Source organism: Roseateles sp. GW821-FHT09G09 (assembly GCF_059415965.1).
This window is the reverse complement of record NZ_JBWKOG010000006.1, coordinates 128,470-149,340: the sequence shown is the minus strand read 5'-3', so window position 1 is coordinate 149,340 and position 20,871 is coordinate 128,470. Positions and strand designations below refer to the sequence as shown.

Here is a 20,871-nt window from a genome sequence, read left to right as displayed (position 1 = left end):
CTCCTGACCCTGCGCGGCCACAGGCCCTCGCAACGGCATGAACACAGTTGTCCCGACCGATTCCCACGCCCATTCCGTCCTCAACATTTCCTGCTACCTGTTCGTCGCCATCGAGGCGCCGGACGCACTGCGGGACCGGTTGCACGAGCGCGCGCACGCGCTGGGCCTGAAGGGGACCGTGCTGATCGCGGAGGAAGGGATCAACCTGTTCCTCGCCGGCGCGTCGGACGCGGTGAAGACCTGGGTGGACGCCTTGCGCGAGGACCGGCGCTTCGCGGCGCTGGCGCCCAAGGAGAGCTGGAGCGACGAGGTCCCGTTCCGCAAGCTGCTGGTGAAGGTGAAGCCGGAGATCATCCGGATGAATCACCCGACCATCCGCCCGGACCAGGCGCCGCGCGCGCCCGCCCTGCCCGCGCGGACCCTGAAGCGCTGGCTGGACCAGGGCCACGACGATGACGGCCGCCCGGTCGTCACGCTCGACACGCGCAACGGCTTCGAGGTCGACGTCGGCGCCTTCGACGGTGCGATCGACTGGCGCATCACGAAGTTCAGCGAGTTCCCCGACGCCTTCCAGGCCCACCGGGCCGAGCTCGCCGGCAAGACCGTCGTCAGCTACTGCACCGGCGGCATCCGCTGCGAGAAGGCCGCGCTCTACCTCGACCAGGAAGCCGTCCGCCACGGCCTCGACGCGAAGGTCTACCAGCTCGAGGGCGGCATCCTCAAGTACTTCGAGGAAGTCGGCGACGCGCACTACCACGGCGACTGCTTCGTCTTCGACGAGCGCCGCGCGGTCGATCCCGAACTGGCGCCCTCGCCCGACTCGGTCGTCGAATGAACGACCGTCCCACCCTCGGCGCCCGGCTGATGAAGCTGCTGGGATTCGCCGTGCTGGCGACGGCGCTGCTCGCGATGGCCTTCCGCGCGCCGGACCGGCCCCTGGAAAGCCTCGTCGCCCGCTGGGGTCCGCCGCCGTCCGACTTCCTCGAATTGAAGCTGTCCGGCGGTCAGACCCAGCTGGTCCATTTCCGCGACGAGGGCCCGAAGACCGACATCACGCCCGTCGTGCTGCTGCACGGCGCCGGCGCCAGCCTGCACACCTGGGAAGGCTGGGTGAAGTCGCTCAGCGCGACGCGCCGCGTGATCACGCTCGACCTGCCCGGCTTCGGACTCACCGGCCCCTCGCCTCTAGGCGATTACGGCAGCGATGCCTATGACTCGTTCCTGTTGTCGTTCTTGCGACAGTTGCAGATTGACCGCATGGTCCTCGGCGGCAACTCGATGGGCGGCGAACTGGCCTGGTTGTTCGCGGCGCGGCATCCGGAACAGGTCGCGGCGCTCGTGCTGGTCGACGCCGACGGCCTCGATGTCCGCAGCGAGCTGATGCCCGACGCGTTCCGCATCCCCGACTCGCGCGTGCTGCAGTGGCTGGCCGGCGTGTTCCTGCCGCGGCCCTTCGTGGACCGCAGCCTGCGCGAGCTCTACGGCGATCCGTCCAAGGTCACCGCGTCCCTGGTGGACCGCTACTTCGAACTGACGCTGCGCGAAGGCAACCGCGCGGCGTTGGCGCAACGACTGGCCCAGCGCGCGCCCGGTCGACACGCCGATCTGCTGCCCCGCATCCAGGCCCCGACGCTGATCCTGTGGGGCGGCAGGGACCGCCTGATCCCGCCCGTCGCGGCCGAACGCTTCCATCAGGGCATCGCGCACAGCACCGTGCAGGTCTTCCCCGAATTAGGGCATGTCCCCCAGGAGGAGGACCCCGCGTCCACCGTCCAGGCGGTTCACACGTTTTTGCACTCTCCTTAACCCTGATGGCCGCCGCCCGTGCGGCATTGCAACAATGCCCCCCAGTCCGGACGACCTCCCTGCGAGGCGGGCTCGAACCGCCCGAGGTCGTCACCGGATGTCCATTCCACGATCCCCTGCTCAATCACGAGGAGCCTTCATGCAACGACGACAACTGATCGCCCGCGCCGCCCTGGCGGCCTGCGCCCTGCTGGCCACCGCCGGCGCCGCGCACGCCCAGGCCCCTGAATGGAAGAAGATCCGCATCGGCGTCGAGGGCGCCTACCCCCCGTTCTCCGAAGTCGGCGCGGACGGCAAGCTCAAGGGCTTCGAGATCGACCTGGCCCTGGCGCTGTGCGCCGAGATCAAGGCCGAGTGCACGCTGGTGCAGCAGGACTTCGACGGCCTGATCCCCGCGCTGCAGTCGCGCAAGGTGGACGCGATCATCGCGTCGGTGTCGATCACCGACGAACGCAAGAAGGTCATCGCGTTCTCCAATCCGTACTACAACACGCCGGCCCGCTTCACCGCCAAGGCCGACGCGAAGTTCGACTTCTCGCCCGCCGGCCTGAAGGGCAAGAAGATCGGCGTGCAGCGCGCGACCATCCATGAGAAGTTCGCCGCCGAGACCTTCAAGCAGAGCGAGATCGTCCGCTACGCGACGCAGGACCAGGCCTTCCTGGACCTGAAGTCGGGCCGCGTGGACCTGACGCTGGCGGACCTGGTGGCCGCCGACATGGGCTTCCTGAAGACGCCGGCCGGCAAGGGCTACGCCTTCGTGGGCCCGAGCTACGACGACGTCAAGTACTTCGGCGTCGGCAGCGGCGTCGGCATGCGCAAGGCCGACGAGAAGACGCTGGGCAAGAAGTTCAACGACGCCATCGCGGCGGTGAAGGCCAACGGCACCTTCAAGAAGCTCAACGACAAGTACTTCGAGTACGACATCTCCGGCAAGACGGGCAAGTGATCCCACCGGAGGCGCCGCGCTCGCGGTGTCTCCGTCCCCTGTGCGTCGTGGCCCGGCACCGCCAGGCCACGTCCCTTCAGAACGAACAAGGTCCGTCGAATGTTCCTGCACGGTTATCTGCCCAGCCTGCTCGAGGGCGCCGTATTGACCCTGGGCGTGGCCCTCAGCTCGATGGTGCTGGCCATGGCGCTGGGGCTGGTCGGCGCGATGGCCAAGCTGTCGAAGTCCCGCGTCGCCAAGGGCCTGGCCACCGTCTACACGACGCTGATCCGCGGCGTGCCCGACCTGGTGCTGGTCCTGCTGATCTTCTTCGGCGGACAGGTCGCGGTGAACGCCATCGCGCTGTCGCTGGGACATGAGGATCCGGTCGACATCAACCCCTTCGTCGCCGGCGTGGCGACGATCGCGTTCATCTTCGGCGCCTACCTCACCGAGGCCTTCCGCGGCGCCTTCCTGGCCGTGCCGCCGGGGCAGCGCGAGGCGGGCCTGGCCTTCGGCATGAGCCCCGCGCAGGTCGCGTGGCGCATCACGCTCCCGCAGATGTTCCGGCATGCGCTGCCGGGGCTGTCCAACAACTGGCTGGTGCTGATCAAGAGCACGGCCATCGTCTCGGTCATCGGGCTGCACGACCTCATGATGCGCGGCTCGCAGGCCGCCGCCGGCACCCGCGAGCCCTTCGTGTTCTATCTCGCCGTGGCGCTGATCTACCTGCTCTTCACCTCCGTGTCCGAACTGGTCTTCGACCAGTTGCAGAAGCGCCTGTCCATCGGTGTGCGTCGCCACTCGCTGTAATCACGATCCCCCATGAACCTGGACGCCATCGTCGAGAACCTCCCGCGCTACTTCGAGGGCGCGCTCATCACCTTCGAACTGCTGTCGATCTCGCTGTTCATCGGACTGGCCCTGGCCATCCCGCTCGGCGTGCTGCGCACGCTGCCGATCAAGTGGCTGTCGCGCACGGTCTGGGCCTACACCTACGTGTTCCGCGGCACGCCGATGCTGGTGCAGCTCTTCCTCATCTACTACGGGCTGGGCCAGTTCGAGTGGATGCAGCAGAGCGCGCTGTGGCCGCTGTTCAGCTCGGCGTGGTTCTGCGCCTGCCTGACCTTCGTGCTGAACACCGCCGCGTACACGACGGAGATCGTCGCCGGCTCTATCCGCTCGCTGCCGCACGGCGAGGTCGAGGCCGCGAAGGCGCTGGGCATGAGCCGCTGGGTGATGCTGCGCCGCATCGTCGTGCCGCACGCGCTGCGCCGCGCGCTGCCGGCCTACAGCAACGAGGTCATCTTCATGCTGCACGGCACCGCGCTGGCCAGCCTGGTGACGATCATGGACGTCACCGGCGTCGCGCGCGACGTCAACGCCACCTACTACATCCCGTTCGAGGCCTTCATCACCGCCGCGATCTTCTACTTCACCATGACGCTGGTGCTGGTCGGTCTCTTCCACCAGGCCGAGAAGCGCTGGCTCAAGCCGCTGATGCCGCGCTGAAGCCCGGCTGAACCGGACACTCCCCATGCAACTCCGACAACATCCGCTCCCGAGCCCGACACCGGGCACGCAGCGCGAGCTCGTCTCGCTGCACTACGGCCAGGCCGGCCAGGGCCAGAAGGTCTACATCCAGGCCTCGCTGCACGCCGACGAACTGCCCGGCATGCTCACGGCCTGGCACCTGCGCCGCCACTTCGATGCGCTGGAGGCCGCCGGCCGCCTGCGCGGCGAGGTGATCCTCGTGCCGATGGCCAATCCGATCGGTCTCTCACAATGGTGGCTGCAGTCGCACCTGGGCCGTTTTGAAGGCCTGTCGGGCGAGAACTTCAACCGCCACTACCCCGAGCACATCGAGGCCGCCGCGCGTCACGCCGAGCCGCACCTGGGTGACGACCCGGCGCGCAACGTCGCGGTGCTGCGCGCCGCGCTGAAGACCGAGGTGCAGGCCTCGCCCGCCGACACCGAGCTCAAGGCGCTGCGCAAGACGCTGATGCTGATGGCCTGCGACGCGGACGTGGTGCTGGACCTGCACTGCGACGCGCAGGCGGTGATGCACCTCTACACCGAGACGCCGTGCTGGCCGGCATGCGAGCCGCTGGCCGCCTTCCTCGGCGCCGGCGTGACGCTGCTGGCGACGGACTCGGGCGACAACCCGTTCGACGAAGCCTGCTCGCAGGTCTGGCGGAAATGGGCGACGCACTTCGGCGACCGCTTCCCGATCCCCCAGGCCTGCCTGTCGGTGACGGTGGAGCTGCGCGGCCAGCAGGACGTGCACCACGACCTGGCGGCCAAGGACGCGCAGGCGATCGTGGACTTCCTGATCCACCGCGGCGTGATCGCGTCCGACGCCCCGGACGGCGCGACGCCGCCGGTGCCTGCGCCGGTCGGCGACGCGCGCCCGCTGGCGGGTTCGATCCCGGTCCCGTCGCCGGTCGGCGGCGTGCTGACTTTCCTGCGCGAGGTCGGCGAGACCGTCAAGGCCGGCGACGTGATCGCGCAGGTCATCGATCCGATCAGCGGGTCGGTGACCGACCTGAAGAGCCCCATCGACGGGCTGCTGTTTGCACGCGACACGCTGCGCCTGGTCACGGCCGGGGCGCGGGTCGCGAAAGTCGCGGGGCGCGAAGCGACCCGCACCGGAAAACTCCTGGGAGCCCGTTGATGTCCGCGGCCAGTCTTGTTGTCGACAACCTCCATAAACGCTACGGCGACCGCGAAGTGCTCAAGGGCGTGTCCCTGGCCGCGAAGCCGGGCGATGTGATCACGCTGATCGGATCCAGCGGCTCGGGCAAGAGCACCTTCCTGCGCTGCATCAACCTGCTGGAGCAGCCTTTCGAGGGCACGCTGAAGCTGGGCGCGGAAGAGCTCAAGCTGGTCCGCGACCGCGACGGCAGCCTCAAGTCCGCCGACGCCGCGCAGCTGCAGCGGTGGCGGGCGCGGCTGGCGATGGTGTTCCAGAACTTCAACCTGTGGGGCCACCGCACGGTGCTGGAGAACGTCATCGAGGCGCCCATCCACGTGCTGAAGCAGCCGCGCGCGCAGGCCATCGAGAAGGCCGAGGCGCTGCTGGCGCGCGTGGGCGTGTCGCACCGCAAGGGCGTCTATCCGGCGCAGCTCTCGGGCGGCGAGCAGCAGCGCGTGGCGATCGCGCGCGCGCTGGCGGTGGAACCGGAGGTGATGCTCTTCGACGAACCGACCTCGGCGCTGGATCCGGAGCTGGTCGGCGAAGTGCTGAAGGTGATGCGCGACCTGGCGGCCGAGGGCCGCACGATGATCGTCGTGACCCACGAGATGGGCTTCGCGCGCGAGGTGTCGTCGCACACGATGTTCCTGCACCAGGGCCGCGTGGAGGAACAAGGCGATCCGCGCGAGGTGCTGGCCAAGCCGCAGAGCGAGCGCCTGAAGGCGTTCCTGAGCGGCGGGCTGAAATAGCCCTCACGCGCATCTTCCGCAAGAAAGCCCGGGCATGCCCGGGCTTTCGTTCATGTCGACCGGCTCACTGGAGTTCCGCCGGCAGGAAGACCGCGTGAAGCCCGCGATCGCGGACAAGATGCAGCAGGCGCAGGGCCGGCCCCTTGGGTCGCCCGAAGCCCTGCTCCCAGCGACGTAGCTGCCGGGGCGTCGTCGCGATCAGCACCGCGAATCGCGCGAGTTCCAGGCGGTTCCTCTCCCGGATGGCTCGCACCTCGTGCGGGAGCAGCGGATCGGGCATCTGCATGCCGTCGATCTCGTAGCCGCGACGGTCCTCATCGCTGATCCACCCTGCCCGATGCCACTGACGACCCTCGTTCAGCAGCCGCTCCACCAAGGCCGACTTCCGTTTACGCATCACACGTCACCTCTTTCAAACGTCCCTGCTCCACCGCAGCGTCCCGCTCCGGGAGCGACATCGCCGTCAGCGCCTTGGCGTGACGTCGGATCAGGTCGAGCGAATCGAGCTCGACGTTCTCCCTCTCGTTCTTCGCATAGCCTTCGATGAAGAACCATGGTCCGTCCCCGCGGCGAGCGACGATCACGCGATAGCCCTCGCGTTTGCCAGCCCCGGATCGTCCGATCCGCTTCTTCACGAGTCCACTACCGAGATTTGCATCGATGAGCCCGCGTGTCATTTCAGTCACGGCGCGGCACAGGTCGCTGTCTTGCCAGCGCCTGCTTGCGCATCCAGCGTTGAAATCCCTCGACCAGGTAGACGGTGCTCGCAAGACTCATTGAAGCTCCGCCGGCAGGAAGACCGCGTGGACGCCACGCTCCCGGACCAGATGTAGCAGGCGCAGCGCGGGCCCATGGGGACGGCCCAAGCCCTGTTCCCAGCGTCGCAATTGCTTCGACGTCGTATTGATCAGATCTGCAAACACGGCCAGCTCCAACTGGTCCCGCTCGCGGATGGCGCGCACTTCCTCCGGCTCCAACGGCATGGGCGCGGGCATGCAGATGATCTCGCAGGACCGACGACGCTCATCGCTGATCAGTCCGTGAGCGTGCCACAAGCGTCCTTCTGCAAGGACGCGCTCAACGATGGCCGACTTCCTTTTCCTCATCACACCTCACCTCCTTCAGGTGGCCATGGCCGACGATCACGGCCAATTCCTTCTGCGACAAATCGGCGAGCCAGGCACCTTCCTCGCGCAAGGCGCGGAGCGCCTTCGGCTCGATGTTGTCCCGTTGATTCTTTGCGTATCCATCCACGAAGAACCACGGTCCTGCGGGATGCCTCGCGACGATCACGCGATAGCCCTCGCGTTTGCCAGCCCCGGATCGTCCGATCCGTTTCTTGAACAGTCCACTACCGAGATTTGCATCAATGAGCCCGCGTGTCATTTCAGTCACGGCGCGGCACAGGTCGCTGTCTTTCCAATGCCTGCCTACGCATCCAGCGTTGAAACCCTTCGACCAGATAGACAGCACTCGTCACGTGGACCTCCCCGCCTCATTGCGACAGGCGTCAGTGCCATGTCTTGCCGTCTGCAATCTCGTCCTGAAGACGGCCCACCGATGGGGGTGTCACGGCCGCGCAGACGCGCAGACGTGCAAAAGAAAAGCCGCGCAGAGGCGCGGCTTTCGTGAGATCGAGGAATCGATGGATCAGCCGTAGACCGACTTCTCCGGGCGGCGCGCCAGCACGGCGATCGGCGGCGCCCAGCGCTCGCCGCGCGGCTTCTTGCTCGTGACCAGCGTGATCTCCGAGGGCTCGAAGACCTCGACGTTGTGCGTGATCGGGGTCGTCAGCAGGTACTGCGCCCGCGTGCTCTTCAGGAAGTGGCCGACCAGCTGGATGTTGCGCACGTCCAGGTGGGCGAAGGGCTCGTCGATGAAGACGAAGCCGCCGGGCGCGTCATCGTCCTTCATCAGGCCCACCAGCAGGATCAGGCTCTTGAGCACCTGCTGCCCGCCCGAGGCCTCGCCGTCGTTCATGCCGACCTCGCCCTTGCCGTCGAAGTTGAACTTCACGTGCAAGCCCGCCTGCGCCAGCACCGTGTCGTCGTTGTCCAGGTGCGGCAGCTCGGCCTGCGCATGCACGCCGGCCAGTTCGCCCAGCTCCTGCACGTTCTTCTTGTAGCGCCGCACGGTCGCGCGCAGCACGTCGATGTAGCGCTCGCGCGCGTTGAACGCGGCGATGCGCGCCATCTCGTTGCTCGCCCGGCGGTCGTCGAGCTGCGTGGTCTGCTCCAGCACCGCCATCTGCATCCGCGCATGGCGCTCCTGCACGCCGGGATCGGTCTCCCACACGCCGGTGTCGAGTTCCTGCTGCACATGGCGCGACGCGATCTCCGCCTGCTTGGCGTTCTCGAATTCATCGCGCAGCGCGTTCAGGCGCATCGGGTGCACCCAGAGCGCGGGGAACTTCGCCCGGGCCTCGCGCGAGGCCTTCGCCGTCGCGATCAGGTCGTCGCGCCGCGACGCCCAGTCGCGCTCGGCGCGCGACACGTTGTCCTCGCTGGCCTTCAGGCTGGCCTGCGCGGCTTCGTAGTCGCGCTCGGTGCGCGTCGCCGCGGCGACCGTGCGGTCGTGCTCCTGGTCGAGCGCGCCCATGCGCGTCGCCGCCTCGATCCGCGACTGGCGCAGTCCCGGCAGGCGCGCACGCGCCTCGGCGAATTCCTCGGCGCGCTCCACGAGTTCCTGCGCCGCCTTGTGGCCCTGCGCCGCCCGTTGTGCGTCCTTGAGCTGGCGCTCGATCTCGAGCTGCTCCTTGGCGAGCTTGGACAGCTCCAGGTCGTAGCGCGTCAGTTCCTTGTCCAGGGAGGCGCGGCGCGTGTCCAGCGCCGAGTCGCCGAACTGGTACTCGCGCGGCTCGACCCACAGGCTGCGACCGCCGCGGCCGTCGCGGTAGTAGGCCTCCGGCGTGATCCATTCGCCGCCGGACTGCGCGCCCTTGTCGGTGTCGGCGACGCAGCGGATCGATGCCAGCTGGCGCAGCAGCCAGCCCGGCGCCTTCGCGTTGAACTTGAGCACGGACAGCAGGCTGTCCTTCGGGCTCACCGTCGGCGCGAACTCGCCGTCGGCGACGACGTAGTGCCGGTAGCGCTCGCGCGACGCGAGGCGGTAGGCCTGGCCCTCGTCGCTCGCATGCGCGAGCACCACCACCCAGCGCGACGGCCGCAGGAAGCCCTCGGCGGCGGCGCGCCACTGGTCGTCGGCGATGTCGATCGCGTCGGCCAGCACGTGGTGCGCGATGCCGGCCTCGTCCAGCGCCTTGCGGAAACGCGTCACCTCGACCGGCGGCGGCGGCAGCCGCTGCCCGGTCAGCTCGTCCATCGCCGCCTGCGCCTTGCGCTGCTGGTCGTTCTGGCGCGTGAAACTCTCGCGCAGCTGGTGCTGGCGCGTGCCGAGCTCCTCCAGCTTCGCCGTCAGCGCCGCGCCGTCGGTCTCGACCGCGGCGAGCGCCTTCAGGTCCTCCTCGCGCTTGGCGAGCTGTTCCATCGGCCGTTCGCCGTCGCGCGCGGCCTCGAAGGCCTGGCGCGCTTCCTTGCGCTGCTGCTCCAGCTCGGACAGCTTGTCCCTGGACGCTTCCTGCGCCTTGAACAGCGCCAGCAGATGCGCGCGCTTGTCGCTGATGCCGCGCTCGTCGGAGCGGGCGAAGAGCCGCTGCCGATGCAGCTCGCGCAACTGCTGCGCGGTGCGCTGGCGTTGCTCGCTCCACTGCAACACGGGCACGACCTCGGTCGCGAGCCGCTCGCGCTCCTTCAGCCGCAGCTGGTACTGCTGGTAGCTGTTGACGCGGTTGGCCAGGTCCGACAGCTGCGCCTGCGCGTGCGACAGCTCATGCGTGGACTGATCCACTTCCTTGAGCAGCTGCTGCTGGTGATTGCGCGCCAGCTCGTAACGGTCCAGCACCTCCTGGTCGCCGAAGACCTCGAACACCAGGCGCAGCAGTTCCTTGGACGACAGCTCGCACAGGCGGTCCGTCTGGCCCTGTTCCAGCGCCAGCACGCGGCCGATCGCGCGCGTCAGGCCGGCGGCCTCCAGGCGCTTCTTCCAGGCCTCGATGCCCAGCCAGTCCTTGTCGGCCTTGGTGTCGAGCTCCTCGATCTCCTGCACGCCGTCGACCAGCGTGTAGCGGCGCACCCAGTCGCCACCCTGGCGCGAGATGCGGCAGGCCAGCGTCACCTGGTCCGAATAGAGCAGCGAACTCGCGAACGGCCGGCTGCTGTTCTGGCGGTTGCGCGGCCGGTTGTCCACCAGCGCGCGCAGCCAGGCGTGCTCGGCGTTGGCGTGGCGGGCGTAGGTCTTGTAGGTCCGGCCGCCGGAGCACTCCAGCCCCAGCAGCGTCCGCATCGCGTCGAGCAGCGTCGTCTTGCCCGAGCCGTTGGGCCCGGCGATGGTGATGATGTTGCCGTCCAGCGGCATCGAGACGCGGCGGCAGTAGTCCCAGTGCAGCAGTTCCAGGGATTGCAGGTGAAACATCAGGCGTCGCTCAGATCGGATTCTTCGTTGTGGCGGGCCGCCAGGATGGCGGTGAGCATCGGACCGGACTCGGCGTCGGTGCTGCGCGCGAGCACGTCGGCCAGCGCCCCGTCCAGGATGCGCGGCGCCAGCGTGTCGTAGTCGAGCAGCAGGTCCAGCAGCGGGCCTTCGCAGATGTCCTCGCCCTTGCGGGTGATGAAGCCCTGCCGCTCGAGCAGCTTGAGGTTGGAATCCAGCCGCATCTTCTTGCCCAGCTGGTTGCCGAAGTCGGCCAGCAGGCTTCGGTAGGACAGCGTCGGCGCGCTGCTCGCGGCGCTGGGCAGCGGCTTGTCCTTGGAGAACATCTCGCCCTGCCCTTCGGCGGCCTCCTCGGCGCGCGAGAGCTGGCGCTGGCGCTTGGGCAGCACGATCAGCGCCCACACGACCACCAGCAGCGCAACACCGTCGCGCGGCAGGTCGAGGTTGTTGTTGGACGCCAGGCCGGTCTCGCCGAACACGGCGACCTCGGCCGGGCGCAGCATCGCCAGCGTGATGTGGTCCGCGTAGACGTTGTCCACCACGCGCAGGCCGACGGCGGCCACGCGCTCGTTGACCGCGCGCCAGAGTTCCTGGTCGATCAGCGCGCGGCGCACCAGCGGCTGGTTGCGCGGCAGCCAGCGGCGCGCCAGCAGTTGAGCCGCCAGCTGGGCGGCGTCGTCGAGTTGATTGCTCATGCCTGGGGAGTCTCGGAAGAAGGGTCGGCTTTGCGGCGGCCGCGCTTGGGCGCGGGCGGCTCGGGCGGGCGCCACTTGGGTTCGGGGTCGGGCTCGACGGGCGGCTCGACCTCGGTCGAGTGCAGGACACCCTGGCTCATCCAGCGGACGAATTCATCGTCGATCTCACACTGTTGCGCGGACCAGCGCACGCGCCACGGCTGGCGCGCCATGTCGCCGGTCGCGCCGGCCAGATGCTGGGCCTGCACGTCGCCGAGCAACGGCAGCAGCTGCGCGCGGTAGGCCGCGCGCGCATAGCTGCCGCCGAGCACGGCGGGACGCAGGTCGTTGGTCTGCACCTTGTCGCCGGTCCACAGGCCCAGCAGCGCCTGCAGCTGGTTCATCTCGGGCGGCAGGCTCATCACGGCGAGCTCGCCCTCCGGCGCGGCCAGGCCGGTCGGCAGCGGCTCGGGCGTCGGCGGCACCGGGCGGTCGCGCTCGAACTCGGCCTCGCAGCCGTCCAGCAGCTCGTGCTGCGCGACGAAGACCGGGTGCACGGGCCGCGACAAGGCGCCCAGCGCGAGGTTCTCCAGGAACGGCACGTCCTGCAGCCAGCGCCGCACGTCGGTGGTCGTGATGCCGGTCGAGCCCAGCGTGACGCGCTGGCGGTCGGCCTGCTGCAGCGCGCGGTTGAACTGGCTCGCCATCGCGAGCAGCCGCGCCTGCGCCAGACCGAGCTCGCGCGCGAGCCGCTCCAGCCGCGCGTTGCCGTCGTCCTCCGCCTGGCGGATGATCGCGGACAGCGCCTCGCTGGCCCGTTCCACCAGCTTGAGCGCACGCTCGAAGCGCATGCGCGCGCGGCGCAGGTGGAACTCGGAGCCGGACGCGATCGCGTCGGCGAATTCGTTGTAGAGGCGCGAGAGCTGCGCCAGCAGATGCTGCAGCTGCGCCGGCTCCAGCGTGCCGAGCTGCTGCGCGCCGGCCACGTTGGCCAGCAGGCCGGCGAGGTCGCCGTCCTCGTCCGCGGCCTGGCCCTGCGTCAGCGGCGACACCATGGCCATCAGCTGCTGCGCCAGCGGCGTCACGCCGTACTGCTGGTTGGACGCGTCCCAGGCCAGCAACTGCGCGTCGCGCAGGCGCTTGAGCACCAGCTCCAGCGCCTCGTCGCGCAGCACGTGGAAGTGGCGGTTCAGGTCGTCGCGCGAGAGCCGCGAGTGCGGCAGGCTCATCAGCTCGATGAACACCCAGACGCGCAGCCGCACCAGCGTGGCCGGGCCGTGGAACAGCGCGCGCTGCGCGCCCAGCAGGGCCTCGTTGCGGTCCAGCTGCCACCACAGGAGCGAATCCTGCGGCAGCTGACCTTCGCGGAAATGGTCTTCGGAAGAGGGGTCGGGGAGATCGTCGCGCAGAGCGTCGTCCACGCCTCCCGGGGTCACTGTCATGCGCCGGATTATCGCCCCTGGGAGCCCCCTTCCCGGCCCGCCGTCACACGGGGGTCAGGGACCGCCGCATCAGGGTTGCCCCGGAGCCGAAGCTGGCGAGTTTCTCGGTCAACGCGGCGCTCAAGGGCGCCTCGGCGTCGGAGAAACCGTGCCGCTCCCAGTACGCCCGCGAGCCTTGCACCGCGACCAGCGCGACCTGCGTCAGGCCCATGTCCTGGGCGCGATGCACCACCTGCTGCACCAGCTTGTGGCCCAGGCGTTTCGCGCGGCCGGCGGGCGAGACCGCGAGGTCGTGCAGGTACAGCGTGCGCGGTGCGCGCGCCGGTGCGATCGACGACGCGTCGAGCGCCGGCAGCTGCCCGTCGTCGACCGGCAGGCTGACGACGTAGGCCAGCGGCTCGCCGGCCTCGACGGCCAGGTAGGAACAGTGGAGATGACGCGCCGCGTTCAGCTTGGCCTCGAAGGCCTCGGCGCTTTCCAGGAACTCGGGCCCGTAGCACTGGGCCTGCAACGCGAGCACGTGCGGGACGTCCTCGGTGCCAATCACTTTCAACTGCAGCATCAGACGAATGAGCCGGCCGATCGCGCGTTCCAGTGGTCGGAGATCCCCGAGAAGAACGGCGTCAACAGCGGCGTGAAAAGACAGACGAAGGCCAGGATGTTGAGCGCCACGCTCAACCAGAACACCCGCCGGAAGGTCGGCTTGGCGCTCTTGTGCCGCAGCAAGTGCTGTGCCAGCAACGCGCCGGGCCAGCCGCACAGCAGCGCGAGCACATGCAGCGTCGATTCCTTGACGCGCCATTGCCCCAGCCGTGCCGCGCGCTTGTCCAGCGCGTAGACGATGAAGGTCGCGAAGCTCATCGCGACATAGACGCCCCACAAGCCGCGCGGCAAGGGCCATGCGAGGTGCGTCAGCAGCACCAGCGAGGCAAAGCCTGGCACCAGCCACAGCGAGGCGCCGGTGTCGGCCGAGGTCTTGGGGGAGGAAGCAGCGGAAGCACCGCGCGCGGACGTCGCAGACGTCGCAGACGGCGCGGGCTTGGATCGCGCACCAGCGCGGGCCGCGTCGGCAGCACCGGACGACGGACCACGCCGGGGCGCGGGGCCGGCTGGCGCCGGCTTGGGCTCGAGGCTGCGGACCTTCAGCGCGCGGGGCTTGCCCTGCGCATCGGTTCCGGGCTCGTAGTCGACGCGTTCGCCGACGAAGGGTCGGCGGGGCCGCATGCCGAAGGCGCTGATGTGCGCGAAGCGTTTCGGTCCGCCGTCGGACGGCGCGATGAAGCCGTAGCCCTTCGCGTCGTCCCACTGGACGATCCGACCCTCGACGCGCATCCCTCAGCGCCCCTCGTCAGCCGAGCCGGGGGCTCAGAACTTGCGCGGACCCTTGCGCGGCACGAAACCACCGCGCTCGCTGCGGTCGTCGCCGCCTTGCGGACGCGGGCCCTTGCTGAACGCCGGCTTGGCCGGACGGCCTTCGAAGCGGTTGTCGTCGCCCTTGTTGAAGGCCGGACGCTCGGCGCGCGGTGCGTAGCGGTCGTTGTTCTCGGCCGAACGGTCGAAGCGCGGGTCCGGACGACGCTGGTCGAAACCACCGCCGTTGCCGCCATGACCACCGTCGCGCGGGGCGCCGAAGTCGCGCTGCGGACGGTCGCCGTAGCTGCGCGGCGCGCCGCCGAAGCCTTGACCCCCTTGCGGACGATCACCGAAACGCGGACGGTCGCCTTGAGGACGATCGCCGAACGGACGGTCACCTTGCGGGCGCTCGTTGCGGTGCTCGAAGCGCTGACCGCCGCCGAAACCACCGGGGCCACCTTGACCGCCTTCACGACGCTCGCCGAACGGCGGACGGCCCTGGCCTTCCGGACGCTCGAAACGGGCGTTGCTGTCGAAACGGTTGTCGCCGCCCCGGTAGCCGCCGCCTTGCGGACGGTTGCCGCCGAAGCCGCCACGGTTGCCACCGTAGCCGCCGCGGTTGCCGCCGAAGCCGCCGCGGTCACCACCGCGATCGCCACGGTCGAAACCGGGACGCGACGGGTAGATCTTCGGCTCTTCGTTGCGCGGCTCCAGGCCCTCGATGCGCGAGACCGGGATGGCCTGCGTCGTGAACTGCTGGATGCGCTTGATCATGGAGATGTCGCCACGCTCGGCCAGCGTCACCGCGAGGCCGGAGCGGCCGGCACGGCCGGTGCGGCCGATGCGGTGGACGTAGTCCTCGGCCTTCATCGGCAGGCCGAAGTTGATGACGTGCGAGATCGTCGGCACGTCGATGCCGCGGGCCGCCACGTCGGTGGCGACCAGCACGCGCAGGTCGCGACGGCGCAGCGCCATCAGCGTGCGGGTCCGCTTGCCCTGCGGCATGCCGCCGTGCAGCGCGGCGACGCGGTGGCCGATGGCCTCCAGCTGCTCGGCCAGCCACTCGGTGTCCTGCTGGGTGCTGGTGAAGACGACCGCCTGGTCGACGTCCTTCAGGCCCAGGATGTGTTCCAGCAGCTTGCGCTTGTGCTGGCCGTTGTCGGCCCAGTGCAGGCGCTGCTCGATGTTCTCGTGCGAGTCGGTGTGGCCCGAGACGTCGATGCGCTGCGGGTCCTTCATCAGCTGCGAGGCCAGGCGGCCCGTGTTGCCGGCGAAGGTCGCGCTGTACATCAGCGTCTGGCGCTCGGACGGGATCTGCTGGGCGACGAAGTTGATGTCGTCGATGAAGCCCATGTCCAGCATGCGGTCGGCTTCGTCGAGGACGAACATCGTCACGTTGTCCAGCTTGCAGCGGCCGCTGTTGATGTGGTCCAGCAGGCGACCGGGGGTCGCGATCAGGACGTCCAGCGGACCGCTCAGTGCGCGCAGCTGCTGCGCATAGGGCATGCCGCCCAGCACGGTCGCGACACGCAGGCCCTGGATGTGGCGGCCGTAGGTCATCGCGGCCTTGGCGACCTGCATCGCCAGTTCACGGGTCGGGGCCAGCACCAGCACGCGCGGGCCGATGGTCCGGGTCTTGTTGTTGGTGGCGGCGCGCTCGGCGCGGGCGTTCAGCACCTGCTGCAGCGCGGGCAGGATGAACGAGGCGGTCTTGCCCGAACCGGTGCGCGACGAGACCATCAGGTCCTTGCCGTCGAGCGCCGGCGGGATCGCCTGCGCCTGCACTTCGGTGGTGTTCTCGTAGCCGGAATCCTTGACGGCGCGCAGCAGCGCGTCGTGCAGGCCCAGGGCCGAGAACGGGGTGCCGGTGGTCTCCGCGTCGGCGGCCAGTTCAACGGCCTCGATCACCTGCTCGAGCCCGCTGTCCAGCGTCTCGTTCGTGTCCAGGGTATCGGCGGCGTTCTTGTCGTGGTCGAAACTCATTTGTCTTTGCAATCCAAAGGTGCACAGCCGGGCCGACGCCGTCAGGACGGCGTCTGCGCCGGAGCGCCTGGTCGCCGCGCAAGATCGATGTGATCGCGGCAGAACCGTGATGTCGCTGGGAGAAAGCTCGCGTCGATCACCAGGAAAGAAAGACACATGCGCGGCGCGATTGCAGAGCAACCGCCGTGGTCGGCATGAAGGGCCTGGTGAGGCGCCGGGGAACAGTCAAAGCGACGGCATCGCCGCCGACCGAACCCGAGGGCATGCAGTGCGCGCTCCCCGTGGCGGGAAACAGCTTCGGCGGAGAGCCGGAGCCTGCGTGGGAGTCCGTTCGGATGCCCGGCGCAGCGGTCTGCAAGAGGTCAGAGGAGACGTACGAAGCACCGCCAGAAGCGGTGAAGCCCACGACTATAACAGCATTCGGGGTTTTCACCTAGCACATCGTGGAGGAATTGCTCTCGGGGCGCTGTGAGGCCGGTCGGGGCACTCACAGTGCCCCCTGGGTGCCTCACAGCGCCTCGCGGTGCCTCACAGCCCTTCCAGCAGCTTCGGCAGGACCGCCATCAGCGCCTCCAACTGATCGCCATCCAGCCACGCCGGGGTGGCATCCAGCCAATCGGGGAAGACGACGCCGTCGCGCTGCACGCGCAGCACGGCCGCGTCGAGGGACTCCTCGATCAGCAGCAGCGCGGCCGGCACGCCCCGGGCGTCGCCGCCGCAGGTCGCCTCGATGCGGCGCACCAGGACGGCGGGCTGCCACGGCAGGTCCGCATGGACGATCGCGACGCGGTCGTGGGCCAGCGCCCCCTCCTCCAGGCTGCCGAGTGCGTCGTCGCTGGCCAGCAGCACGCCGGCTTCGGCGCCGCGCCAGGCCGACAGGGCGGCCTCGCGGACCTCGGCCGTGTCGCCGGCACGCAGGCGCTGCGGCGGCAGGCGGCGCAACTGCGGCGACATCGACAGGCTGTCCAGCAGCGTCTCCGACCGCGCGCAGATCACCAGCCGCCGCGCGGCAGGCACGGCTGCAGCCTGGATCCAGTCCCGTCGCAGCGCCAGCACCGCCTCGGCCTTGGCCGCCAGCGCCTGGCGCGATGCCGGCGGCAGCAGGGCCAGCGCCTCCAGCAGTTGCTGCTGGTCGGCGCTCGACAGGAAGCGCAGCGCGCGCCAGCGCTCGACGAGTTGGCGCAGCTGCTTCAGCGGCGCGGCCGGCAGGCTGGCGCCGGTCGACGCGGCACCGTCCAGCCACAGCGGCGTCAGCAGCGCGGCAGGCAACTGCTCTTCCAGCTCGCGTTTGCGACGCGACAGCAGCACCGGTTCCAGCGCGTCGCGCCTGACCTTCTTGCCGGCGTCCTCGGGCAGCACCCGCAGGTCGGAGAGCGGGCCGCGGCGCATGTAGTCGAGCCAGTCGACCCATTCGCCCAGACGCGCATCGGCGAGCGGCTCCTCGTGCGCGATCAGCAGCAGTTGGGCGGCCGGCAGCGCACGCAGCGCGGCCAGACGATCCGCATCCATCAACTCGATGCCGTCGACCACCAGCAGCGCAGGCTGCGGCTTCGCGGGCGGCGCGGCGGCCACCGTCACCGACTTCGCGTCGTCGCCGAGCCAGCGCTTCAGATCGCGCTGCCAGGACGCATGCGCCGCTTCCGGCGCGATGACGACGGCCGGCTTCACGCCGAAGAGCGTCGCCCACAGCTGGATCGCCGCGATCGCCGCGCCGCGCTGACCCAGTCCGAGGTCGTCGGAGATCAGCGCACGGCCGGCGCAGACGGCAAACAGCGCAGCTTCCCAGGCATGGATGCTCAGCTCATCGCGCAGCAGCGCACGCATCGCGGCGCCGTCGGCCATCAGCGTCTCGAGGCGCTGCACGCGGGCCTGCGCGTCGCGACCGCAGGCCAGCTGCGGCCACACCGGCGCATCGACGCGCAGCGTGACGCCGAGCGCGCGGGCGTCGCCCAGCACCTGCTGCAGCCAGGCATGGCCGCCTTCGGCGCGGCGACGCTGCTGATCGTCCAGACCCGCCTGCTCGCGCAGTCGTTGCGGCACCTCGCGGCCGCAGACCCACTGCAGTTCGCGCTCGTCGCCGGGCACGAGCCAGACCTCGGCCTCGCGTGCCGGCCAGCCGGCATCGAGCGCCTCGTGCCGAGCGCCGTCGAACAGCGACAGCAGCTGGTCACCGTGCTCGCACGTCCCCTGATCGCGATAGCCCGCGCAGTCGCAGCGCCAGGTCTTGCGGCCCAGCAGGCGCAGGCGGAAGGTGCCGCCGGTCTCGCCGTCGCGCAGTTCGTAGTCGCCGAACACGCCGTCCTCCTCGCGCGCGCCGAGCGTGAAACGCGGCGGCTCAGCCGGCGCTTCCTCCTCGACCGGACCGGGCTTGGGCTTGCGGCGGCTCTTGCGGGCAGGCGCTGCCTCGACCTCCGCAGTCTGCGCGTCGATCACCGCTACGGCGACCGCTTCCGCCGCAGCGTCGACGGTCGCATCGACCGCGACCTGCGCGCGCTTGCGCGCCGGTCGCTTCTTCGGCGGCGATCCGATCGTTTCAGCAGGTTCAGCGGGCACCTCGGCGGGTGCGGCCACGTCCGGTGCCACCTCCGTCGTCACTTTCGCGCGCGAGGGCCGCTTGCGCGCCGGCTTGGACGCCTGTGCCGCATCAGTTGCCGTGTCGGTCACCGGCTCGCTCACCGTGTCCACGGCGGCATCGGCCGCGGCCGGCACGGCCGCTTCATCGACCGCTCGGGTCTTGCGCGCCGCCGGGCGGCGTCGTTGGGAAGTCGTCGTCATGAGAGTCCTCGTGCCGCAGCCGCACTTCACGCCAGCCGCGGACACCGTTGAAGATGGCGAGCGCATGCGCCCGCCGCAGATCGTCCAGGGTCAGCCGCGCCTCGCGCAACCGGCCCTGTTCCAGGAGTTCCTCCCGCAGCGTGCCGGGCAGCAGGCCGGCTTCGGCGCGCGGCGTCAGCCACGGCCCGTCCGGCGCCCGTTGCAGCGCGAGGTTGGTCAGGCAGCCCTCGGTGAGCTCGCCGTCCCGGTTGAACAGCAGCACGTCGAAGCAATCCGCCGGCTTGGCGTCCAGGAAGGCCTGGTACACCTCGCGGCGCGTCGTCTTGTGCTGGATGAATTCCGCCGCCGGACCGCGCGTGTCGATCGGAGTCCGCGCGAGCACCACGGTCGGTGACTCGACCGGGTTGGATGAGACTCCCTGTGTCGCCTCCGTCGCCAGCGGTGGTCCCGATGCCGGTAACGATGCCGGTGTCGATGCCGGTGTCGATGCCGGTGCCGATGCCGGTGCCGATGTCGGCAGGACCTGCACCGTGTCATTGAAGCTGCCATCGCGCGCCATCGTCAGCCGGACGCGCCACATGCCGCGCGGATGGCGCCGCGCGATGTCGACGAGGCGGGCCTTCGCCGCGTCCGCCGACCAGGCCAGCCCGAAGTGCCGCGCCGTGCGCTGCATCCGCGCGAGATGCCGGCCGGCGCGGGCGAACTCGCCGTCCTCGAGCCGCATCGTTTCCAGAGCCTCGATGGGCGCCTGGGCGCGCGCCAGGAAGCGGGCCTTCGCGCGCCACTCGTCGATCTCCTCGCTTGGCCGCGAGTCCAGCGTGATGCCGCTGCCCACGCCGCAGCGCAGCGCCCGCCCCGTCTGCTCGACGGTGCGGATCGGGACGTTGAAGGTCACCGCCCCGCCCGGCTGCAGCAGGCCGAGCGCGCCGCAATACCAGCCGCGCGGGCCGGGCTCGAGTTCGTCGATGACTTCCATCGCGCGTTTCTTCGGCGCGCCGGTGATCGACCCGCAAGGGAACAGCGCGGTCATGACCTCGTCCAGCGCAAGCCCGCCGCGCGTGACCGCGCCGATCGTCGACGTCATCTGCCAGACCGTCGGCAGCGCAAGCAGTTCGAACAGCCGCGGCACCCGCACCGAGCCGGGCACCGCGACGCGCGACAGGTCGTTGCGCAGCAGGTCGACGATCATGAGGTTCTCGGCACGCTCCTTGGCGCTGGTGCGCAGGTAGGCCTGCGCGGCCTCGTCGCCGGCGCGGTCGCGGCCGCGCGGCGCCGTGCCCTTCATCGGCTGCGCCGACAGCAGCCAGGTGTGGCTGGCCTGCGGCGCCTCGGGCAGCGGCCGCCAGTCGAAGAAGAGCTCCGGCGACACACTGGCCACGCTGGCCACGGCGCCGCCGTCGCCGTCCGCGCCGGCCCCGGTCCGCAGGAACATCGAGAACCCGCCCGGCTGCGACGCGTGCAGCGCGAAGAAGTGGGCGACCTCGTCGAAGCCGTCGAGCGCCTCGGCGCCCAGTCGCGTCGTGAGGTTGACCTGGTAGCAGTCGCCGTCCTGGATGTAGTCGCGGATGCGCTCGACCTGCGCCTGTTCATCGGCGTCGGCCTGCGTGTCGCGCCACGCCGTCATCGGGTGCGCGCGATTGGCGCCTCCCGCCGAGAGGTCTTCCGGCCAGGGCGCCGGCGCGTCGTGCCAGACATGGAATTCCGCCAGCGGCGCCTCTTCCGCCGGCCGCGTGCGCAGCACCGCGTCGAGCGCCCCCGCCGCCTCGTACCGCAGCCCGCCCAGCACCCACGCCCCGGCGCGCGCAGCGGCATGCGCCAGGCGCAGCACGGCGCGCAGCCGATCGGGGTCGCGTGCGATCAGGCGCTCCGCGGGCGGCGCGAAGAAGGCGCCACGCAGGCGTTCGCCGTCCTCGCGCGCCAGCGGATGGCGCGGGAAGTCGAAAGCCGCCCACAGGTCTTGCGGGCGACGCGAGGTGTCCAT

At 69.9% G+C, this 20,871-nt stretch carries 19 protein-coding genes; 7 read left to right on the top strand and 12 right to left on the bottom strand.

What is annotated here, in order from left to right:
- Positions 1-37: 37 nt before the first annotated feature.
- The 7 genes from AC07O8_RS17295 (at position 38) to AC07O8_RS17265 (ending at position 6,175) form a co-directional block, all read left to right on the top strand.
- The gene (locus tag AC07O8_RS17295; protein ID WP_495049217.1) at positions 38-835 is read left to right on the top strand and encodes a sulfurtransferase; all 798 of its coding nucleotides are present in this window, start codon (positions 38-40) and stop codon (positions 833-835) included.
- The gene (locus AC07O8_RS17290) at positions 832-1,806 is read left to right on the top strand and encodes an alpha/beta fold hydrolase (RefSeq protein WP_495049216.1); all 975 of its coding nucleotides are present in this window, start codon (positions 832-834) and stop codon (positions 1,804-1,806) included. The genes AC07O8_RS17295 and AC07O8_RS17290 overlap by 4 nt, the downstream gene beginning before the upstream one ends.
- Before the next feature lie 139 nt (positions 1,807-1,945).
- Entirely contained in the window at positions 1,946-2,752 is an 807-nt protein-coding gene (locus AC07O8_RS17285; RefSeq protein ID WP_297530747.1) for an ABC transporter substrate-binding protein, read from the top strand.
- A 99-nt stretch (positions 2,753-2,851) separates the two neighbouring features.
- Positions 2,852-3,544: an ABC transporter permease gene (locus AC07O8_RS17280; protein ID WP_495049215.1), complete on the top strand. Its 693-nt coding sequence runs from the start codon at positions 2,852-2,854 to the stop codon at positions 3,542-3,544.
- A gap of 12 nt (positions 3,545-3,556) precedes the next feature.
- Positions 3,557-4,243: an ABC transporter permease gene (locus AC07O8_RS17275; RefSeq protein WP_495049214.1), complete on the top strand. Its 687-nt coding sequence runs from the start codon at positions 3,557-3,559 to the stop codon at positions 4,241-4,243.
- A gap of 25 nt (positions 4,244-4,268) precedes the next feature.
- Positions 4,269-5,405 carry a succinylglutamate desuccinylase gene (locus AC07O8_RS17270; protein ID WP_495049213.1) on the top strand — a complete coding sequence of 379 codons (1,137 nt, stop codon included), beginning with the start codon at positions 4,269-4,271 and terminating at the stop codon, positions 5,403-5,405.
- Positions 5,405-6,175, top strand: a complete 771-nt coding sequence (locus AC07O8_RS17265) for an ABC transporter ATP-binding protein (protein ID WP_495049212.1) — start codon at positions 5,405-5,407, stop codon at positions 6,173-6,175. Before AC07O8_RS17270 ends, AC07O8_RS17265 begins: the two co-directional genes overlap by 1 nt.
- Positions 6,176-6,239: 64 nt before the next feature.
- Here the strand turns inward: AC07O8_RS17265 and AC07O8_RS17260 are convergent, their stop codons facing one another.
- From AC07O8_RS17260 to AC07O8_RS17205, 12 genes are all read right to left on the bottom strand, one after another.
- Complete coding sequence (locus AC07O8_RS17260; RefSeq protein ID WP_495049211.1) at positions 6,240-6,572, bottom strand: helix-turn-helix domain-containing protein; 333 nt, start codon at positions 6,570-6,572, stop codon at positions 6,240-6,242.
- Complete coding sequence (locus tag AC07O8_RS17255; protein ID WP_495049210.1) at positions 6,565-6,945, bottom strand: type II toxin-antitoxin system RelE/ParE family toxin; 381 nt, start codon at positions 6,943-6,945, stop codon at positions 6,565-6,567. The genes AC07O8_RS17260 and AC07O8_RS17255 overlap by 8 nt, the downstream gene beginning before the upstream one ends.
- Positions 6,946-6,948: 3 nt before the next feature.
- Entirely contained in the window at positions 6,949-7,230 is a 282-nt protein-coding gene (locus tag AC07O8_RS17250) for a helix-turn-helix domain-containing protein (protein ID WP_495049209.1), read from the bottom strand.
- Positions 7,231-7,252: 22 nt separating this feature from the next.
- Positions 7,253-7,648 carry a type II toxin-antitoxin system RelE/ParE family toxin gene (locus AC07O8_RS17245; RefSeq protein WP_495049208.1) on the bottom strand — a complete coding sequence of 132 codons (396 nt, stop codon included), beginning with the start codon at positions 7,646-7,648 and terminating at the stop codon, positions 7,253-7,255.
- Positions 7,649-7,825: 177 nt separating this feature from the next.
- A complete protein-coding gene (locus AC07O8_RS17240) occupies positions 7,826-10,645 on the bottom strand; it encodes an ATP-binding protein (RefSeq protein ID WP_495049207.1) in 2,820 nt (939 codons plus the stop codon).
- The gene (locus tag AC07O8_RS17235) at positions 10,645-11,358 is read right to left on the bottom strand and encodes a hypothetical protein (protein ID WP_297529563.1); all 714 of its coding nucleotides are present in this window, start codon (positions 11,356-11,358) and stop codon (positions 10,645-10,647) included. The genes AC07O8_RS17240 and AC07O8_RS17235 overlap by 1 nt, the downstream gene beginning before the upstream one ends.
- Positions 11,355-12,779 carry a hypothetical protein gene (locus tag AC07O8_RS17230; RefSeq protein WP_495049206.1) on the bottom strand — a complete coding sequence of 475 codons (1,425 nt, stop codon included), beginning with the start codon at positions 12,777-12,779 and terminating at the stop codon, positions 11,355-11,357. The genes AC07O8_RS17235 and AC07O8_RS17230 overlap by 4 nt, the downstream gene beginning before the upstream one ends.
- A 43-nt stretch (positions 12,780-12,822) precedes the next feature.
- Positions 12,823-13,341 (bottom strand): GNAT family N-acetyltransferase, encoded by a 519-nt coding sequence (locus tag AC07O8_RS17225; protein ID WP_495049205.1) that lies wholly within the window; start codon positions 13,339-13,341, stop codon positions 12,823-12,825.
- Positions 13,341-14,111, bottom strand: coding sequence for a DUF1294 domain-containing protein (locus AC07O8_RS17220; RefSeq protein ID WP_495049204.1), 771 nt, complete (start codon positions 14,109-14,111; stop codon positions 13,341-13,343). The genes AC07O8_RS17225 and AC07O8_RS17220 overlap by 1 nt, the downstream gene beginning before the upstream one ends.
- Positions 14,112-14,144: 33 nt before the next feature.
- Positions 14,145-16,115, bottom strand: a complete 1,971-nt coding sequence (locus AC07O8_RS17215) for a DEAD/DEAH box helicase (protein WP_495049203.1) — start codon at positions 16,113-16,115, stop codon at positions 14,145-14,147.
- Between the two features lie 528 nt (positions 16,116-16,643).
- On the bottom strand, positions 16,644-18,890 hold the full coding sequence (locus AC07O8_RS17210) for a DEAD/DEAH box helicase (protein ID WP_495049202.1): 2,247 nt from the start codon (positions 18,888-18,890) through the stop codon (positions 16,644-16,646).
- On the bottom strand, positions 18,832-20,871 hold the full coding sequence (locus AC07O8_RS17205; RefSeq protein ID WP_495049201.1) for a chorismate-binding protein: 2,040 nt from the start codon (positions 20,869-20,871) through the stop codon (positions 18,832-18,834). Before AC07O8_RS17205 ends, AC07O8_RS17210 begins: the two co-directional genes overlap by 59 nt.

Bases quoted from the DNA above. Each gene is read 5' to 3' on its own strand.
- AC07O8_RS17295 (WP_495049217.1), top strand. From the start codon at position 38: ATGAACACAGTTGTCCCGACCGATTCCCACGCCCATTCCGTCCTCAAC.
- AC07O8_RS17290 (WP_495049216.1), top strand. From the start codon at position 832: ATGAACGACCGTCCCACCCTCGGCGCCCGGCTGATGAAGCTGCTGGGA.
- AC07O8_RS17285 (WP_297530747.1), top strand. From the start codon at position 1,946: ATGCAACGACGACAACTGATCGCCCGCGCCGCCCTGGCGGCCTGCGCC.
- AC07O8_RS17280 (WP_495049215.1), top strand. From the start codon at position 2,852: ATGTTCCTGCACGGTTATCTGCCCAGCCTGCTCGAGGGCGCCGTATTG.
- AC07O8_RS17275 (WP_495049214.1), top strand. From the start codon at position 3,557: ATGAACCTGGACGCCATCGTCGAGAACCTCCCGCGCTACTTCGAGGGC.
- AC07O8_RS17270 (WP_495049213.1), top strand. From the start codon at position 4,269: ATGCAACTCCGACAACATCCGCTCCCGAGCCCGACACCGGGCACGCAG.
- AC07O8_RS17265 (WP_495049212.1), top strand. From the start codon at position 5,405: ATGTCCGCGGCCAGTCTTGTTGTCGACAACCTCCATAAACGCTACGGC.
- AC07O8_RS17260 (WP_495049211.1), bottom strand. From the start codon at position 6,572: ATGCGTAAACGGAAGTCGGCCTTGGTGGAGCGGCTGCTGAACGAGGGT.
- AC07O8_RS17240 (WP_495049207.1), bottom strand. From the start codon at position 10,645: ATGTTTCACCTGCAATCCCTGGAACTGCTGCACTGGGACTACTGCCGC.
- AC07O8_RS17235 (WP_297529563.1), bottom strand. From the start codon at position 11,358: ATGAGCAATCAACTCGACGACGCCGCCCAGCTGGCGGCTCAACTGCTG.
- AC07O8_RS17230 (WP_495049206.1), bottom strand. From the start codon at position 12,779: ATGACAGTGACCCCGGGAGGCGTGGACGACGCTCTGCGCGACGATCTC.
- AC07O8_RS17225 (WP_495049205.1), bottom strand. From the start codon at position 13,341: ATGCTGCAGTTGAAAGTGATTGGCACCGAGGACGTCCCGCACGTGCTC.
- AC07O8_RS17220 (WP_495049204.1), bottom strand. From the start codon at position 14,111: ATGCGCGTCGAGGGTCGGATCGTCCAGTGGGACGACGCGAAGGGCTAC.
- AC07O8_RS17215 (WP_495049203.1), bottom strand. From the start codon at position 16,115: ATGAGTTTCGACCACGACAAGAACGCCGCCGATACCCTGGACACGAAC.
- AC07O8_RS17210 (WP_495049202.1), bottom strand. From the start codon at position 18,890: ATGACGACGACTTCCCAACGACGCCGCCCGGCGGCGCGCAAGACCCGA.
- AC07O8_RS17205 (WP_495049201.1), bottom strand. From the start codon at position 20,871: ATGGACACCTCGCGTCGCCCGCAAGACCTGTGGGCGGCTTTCGACTTC.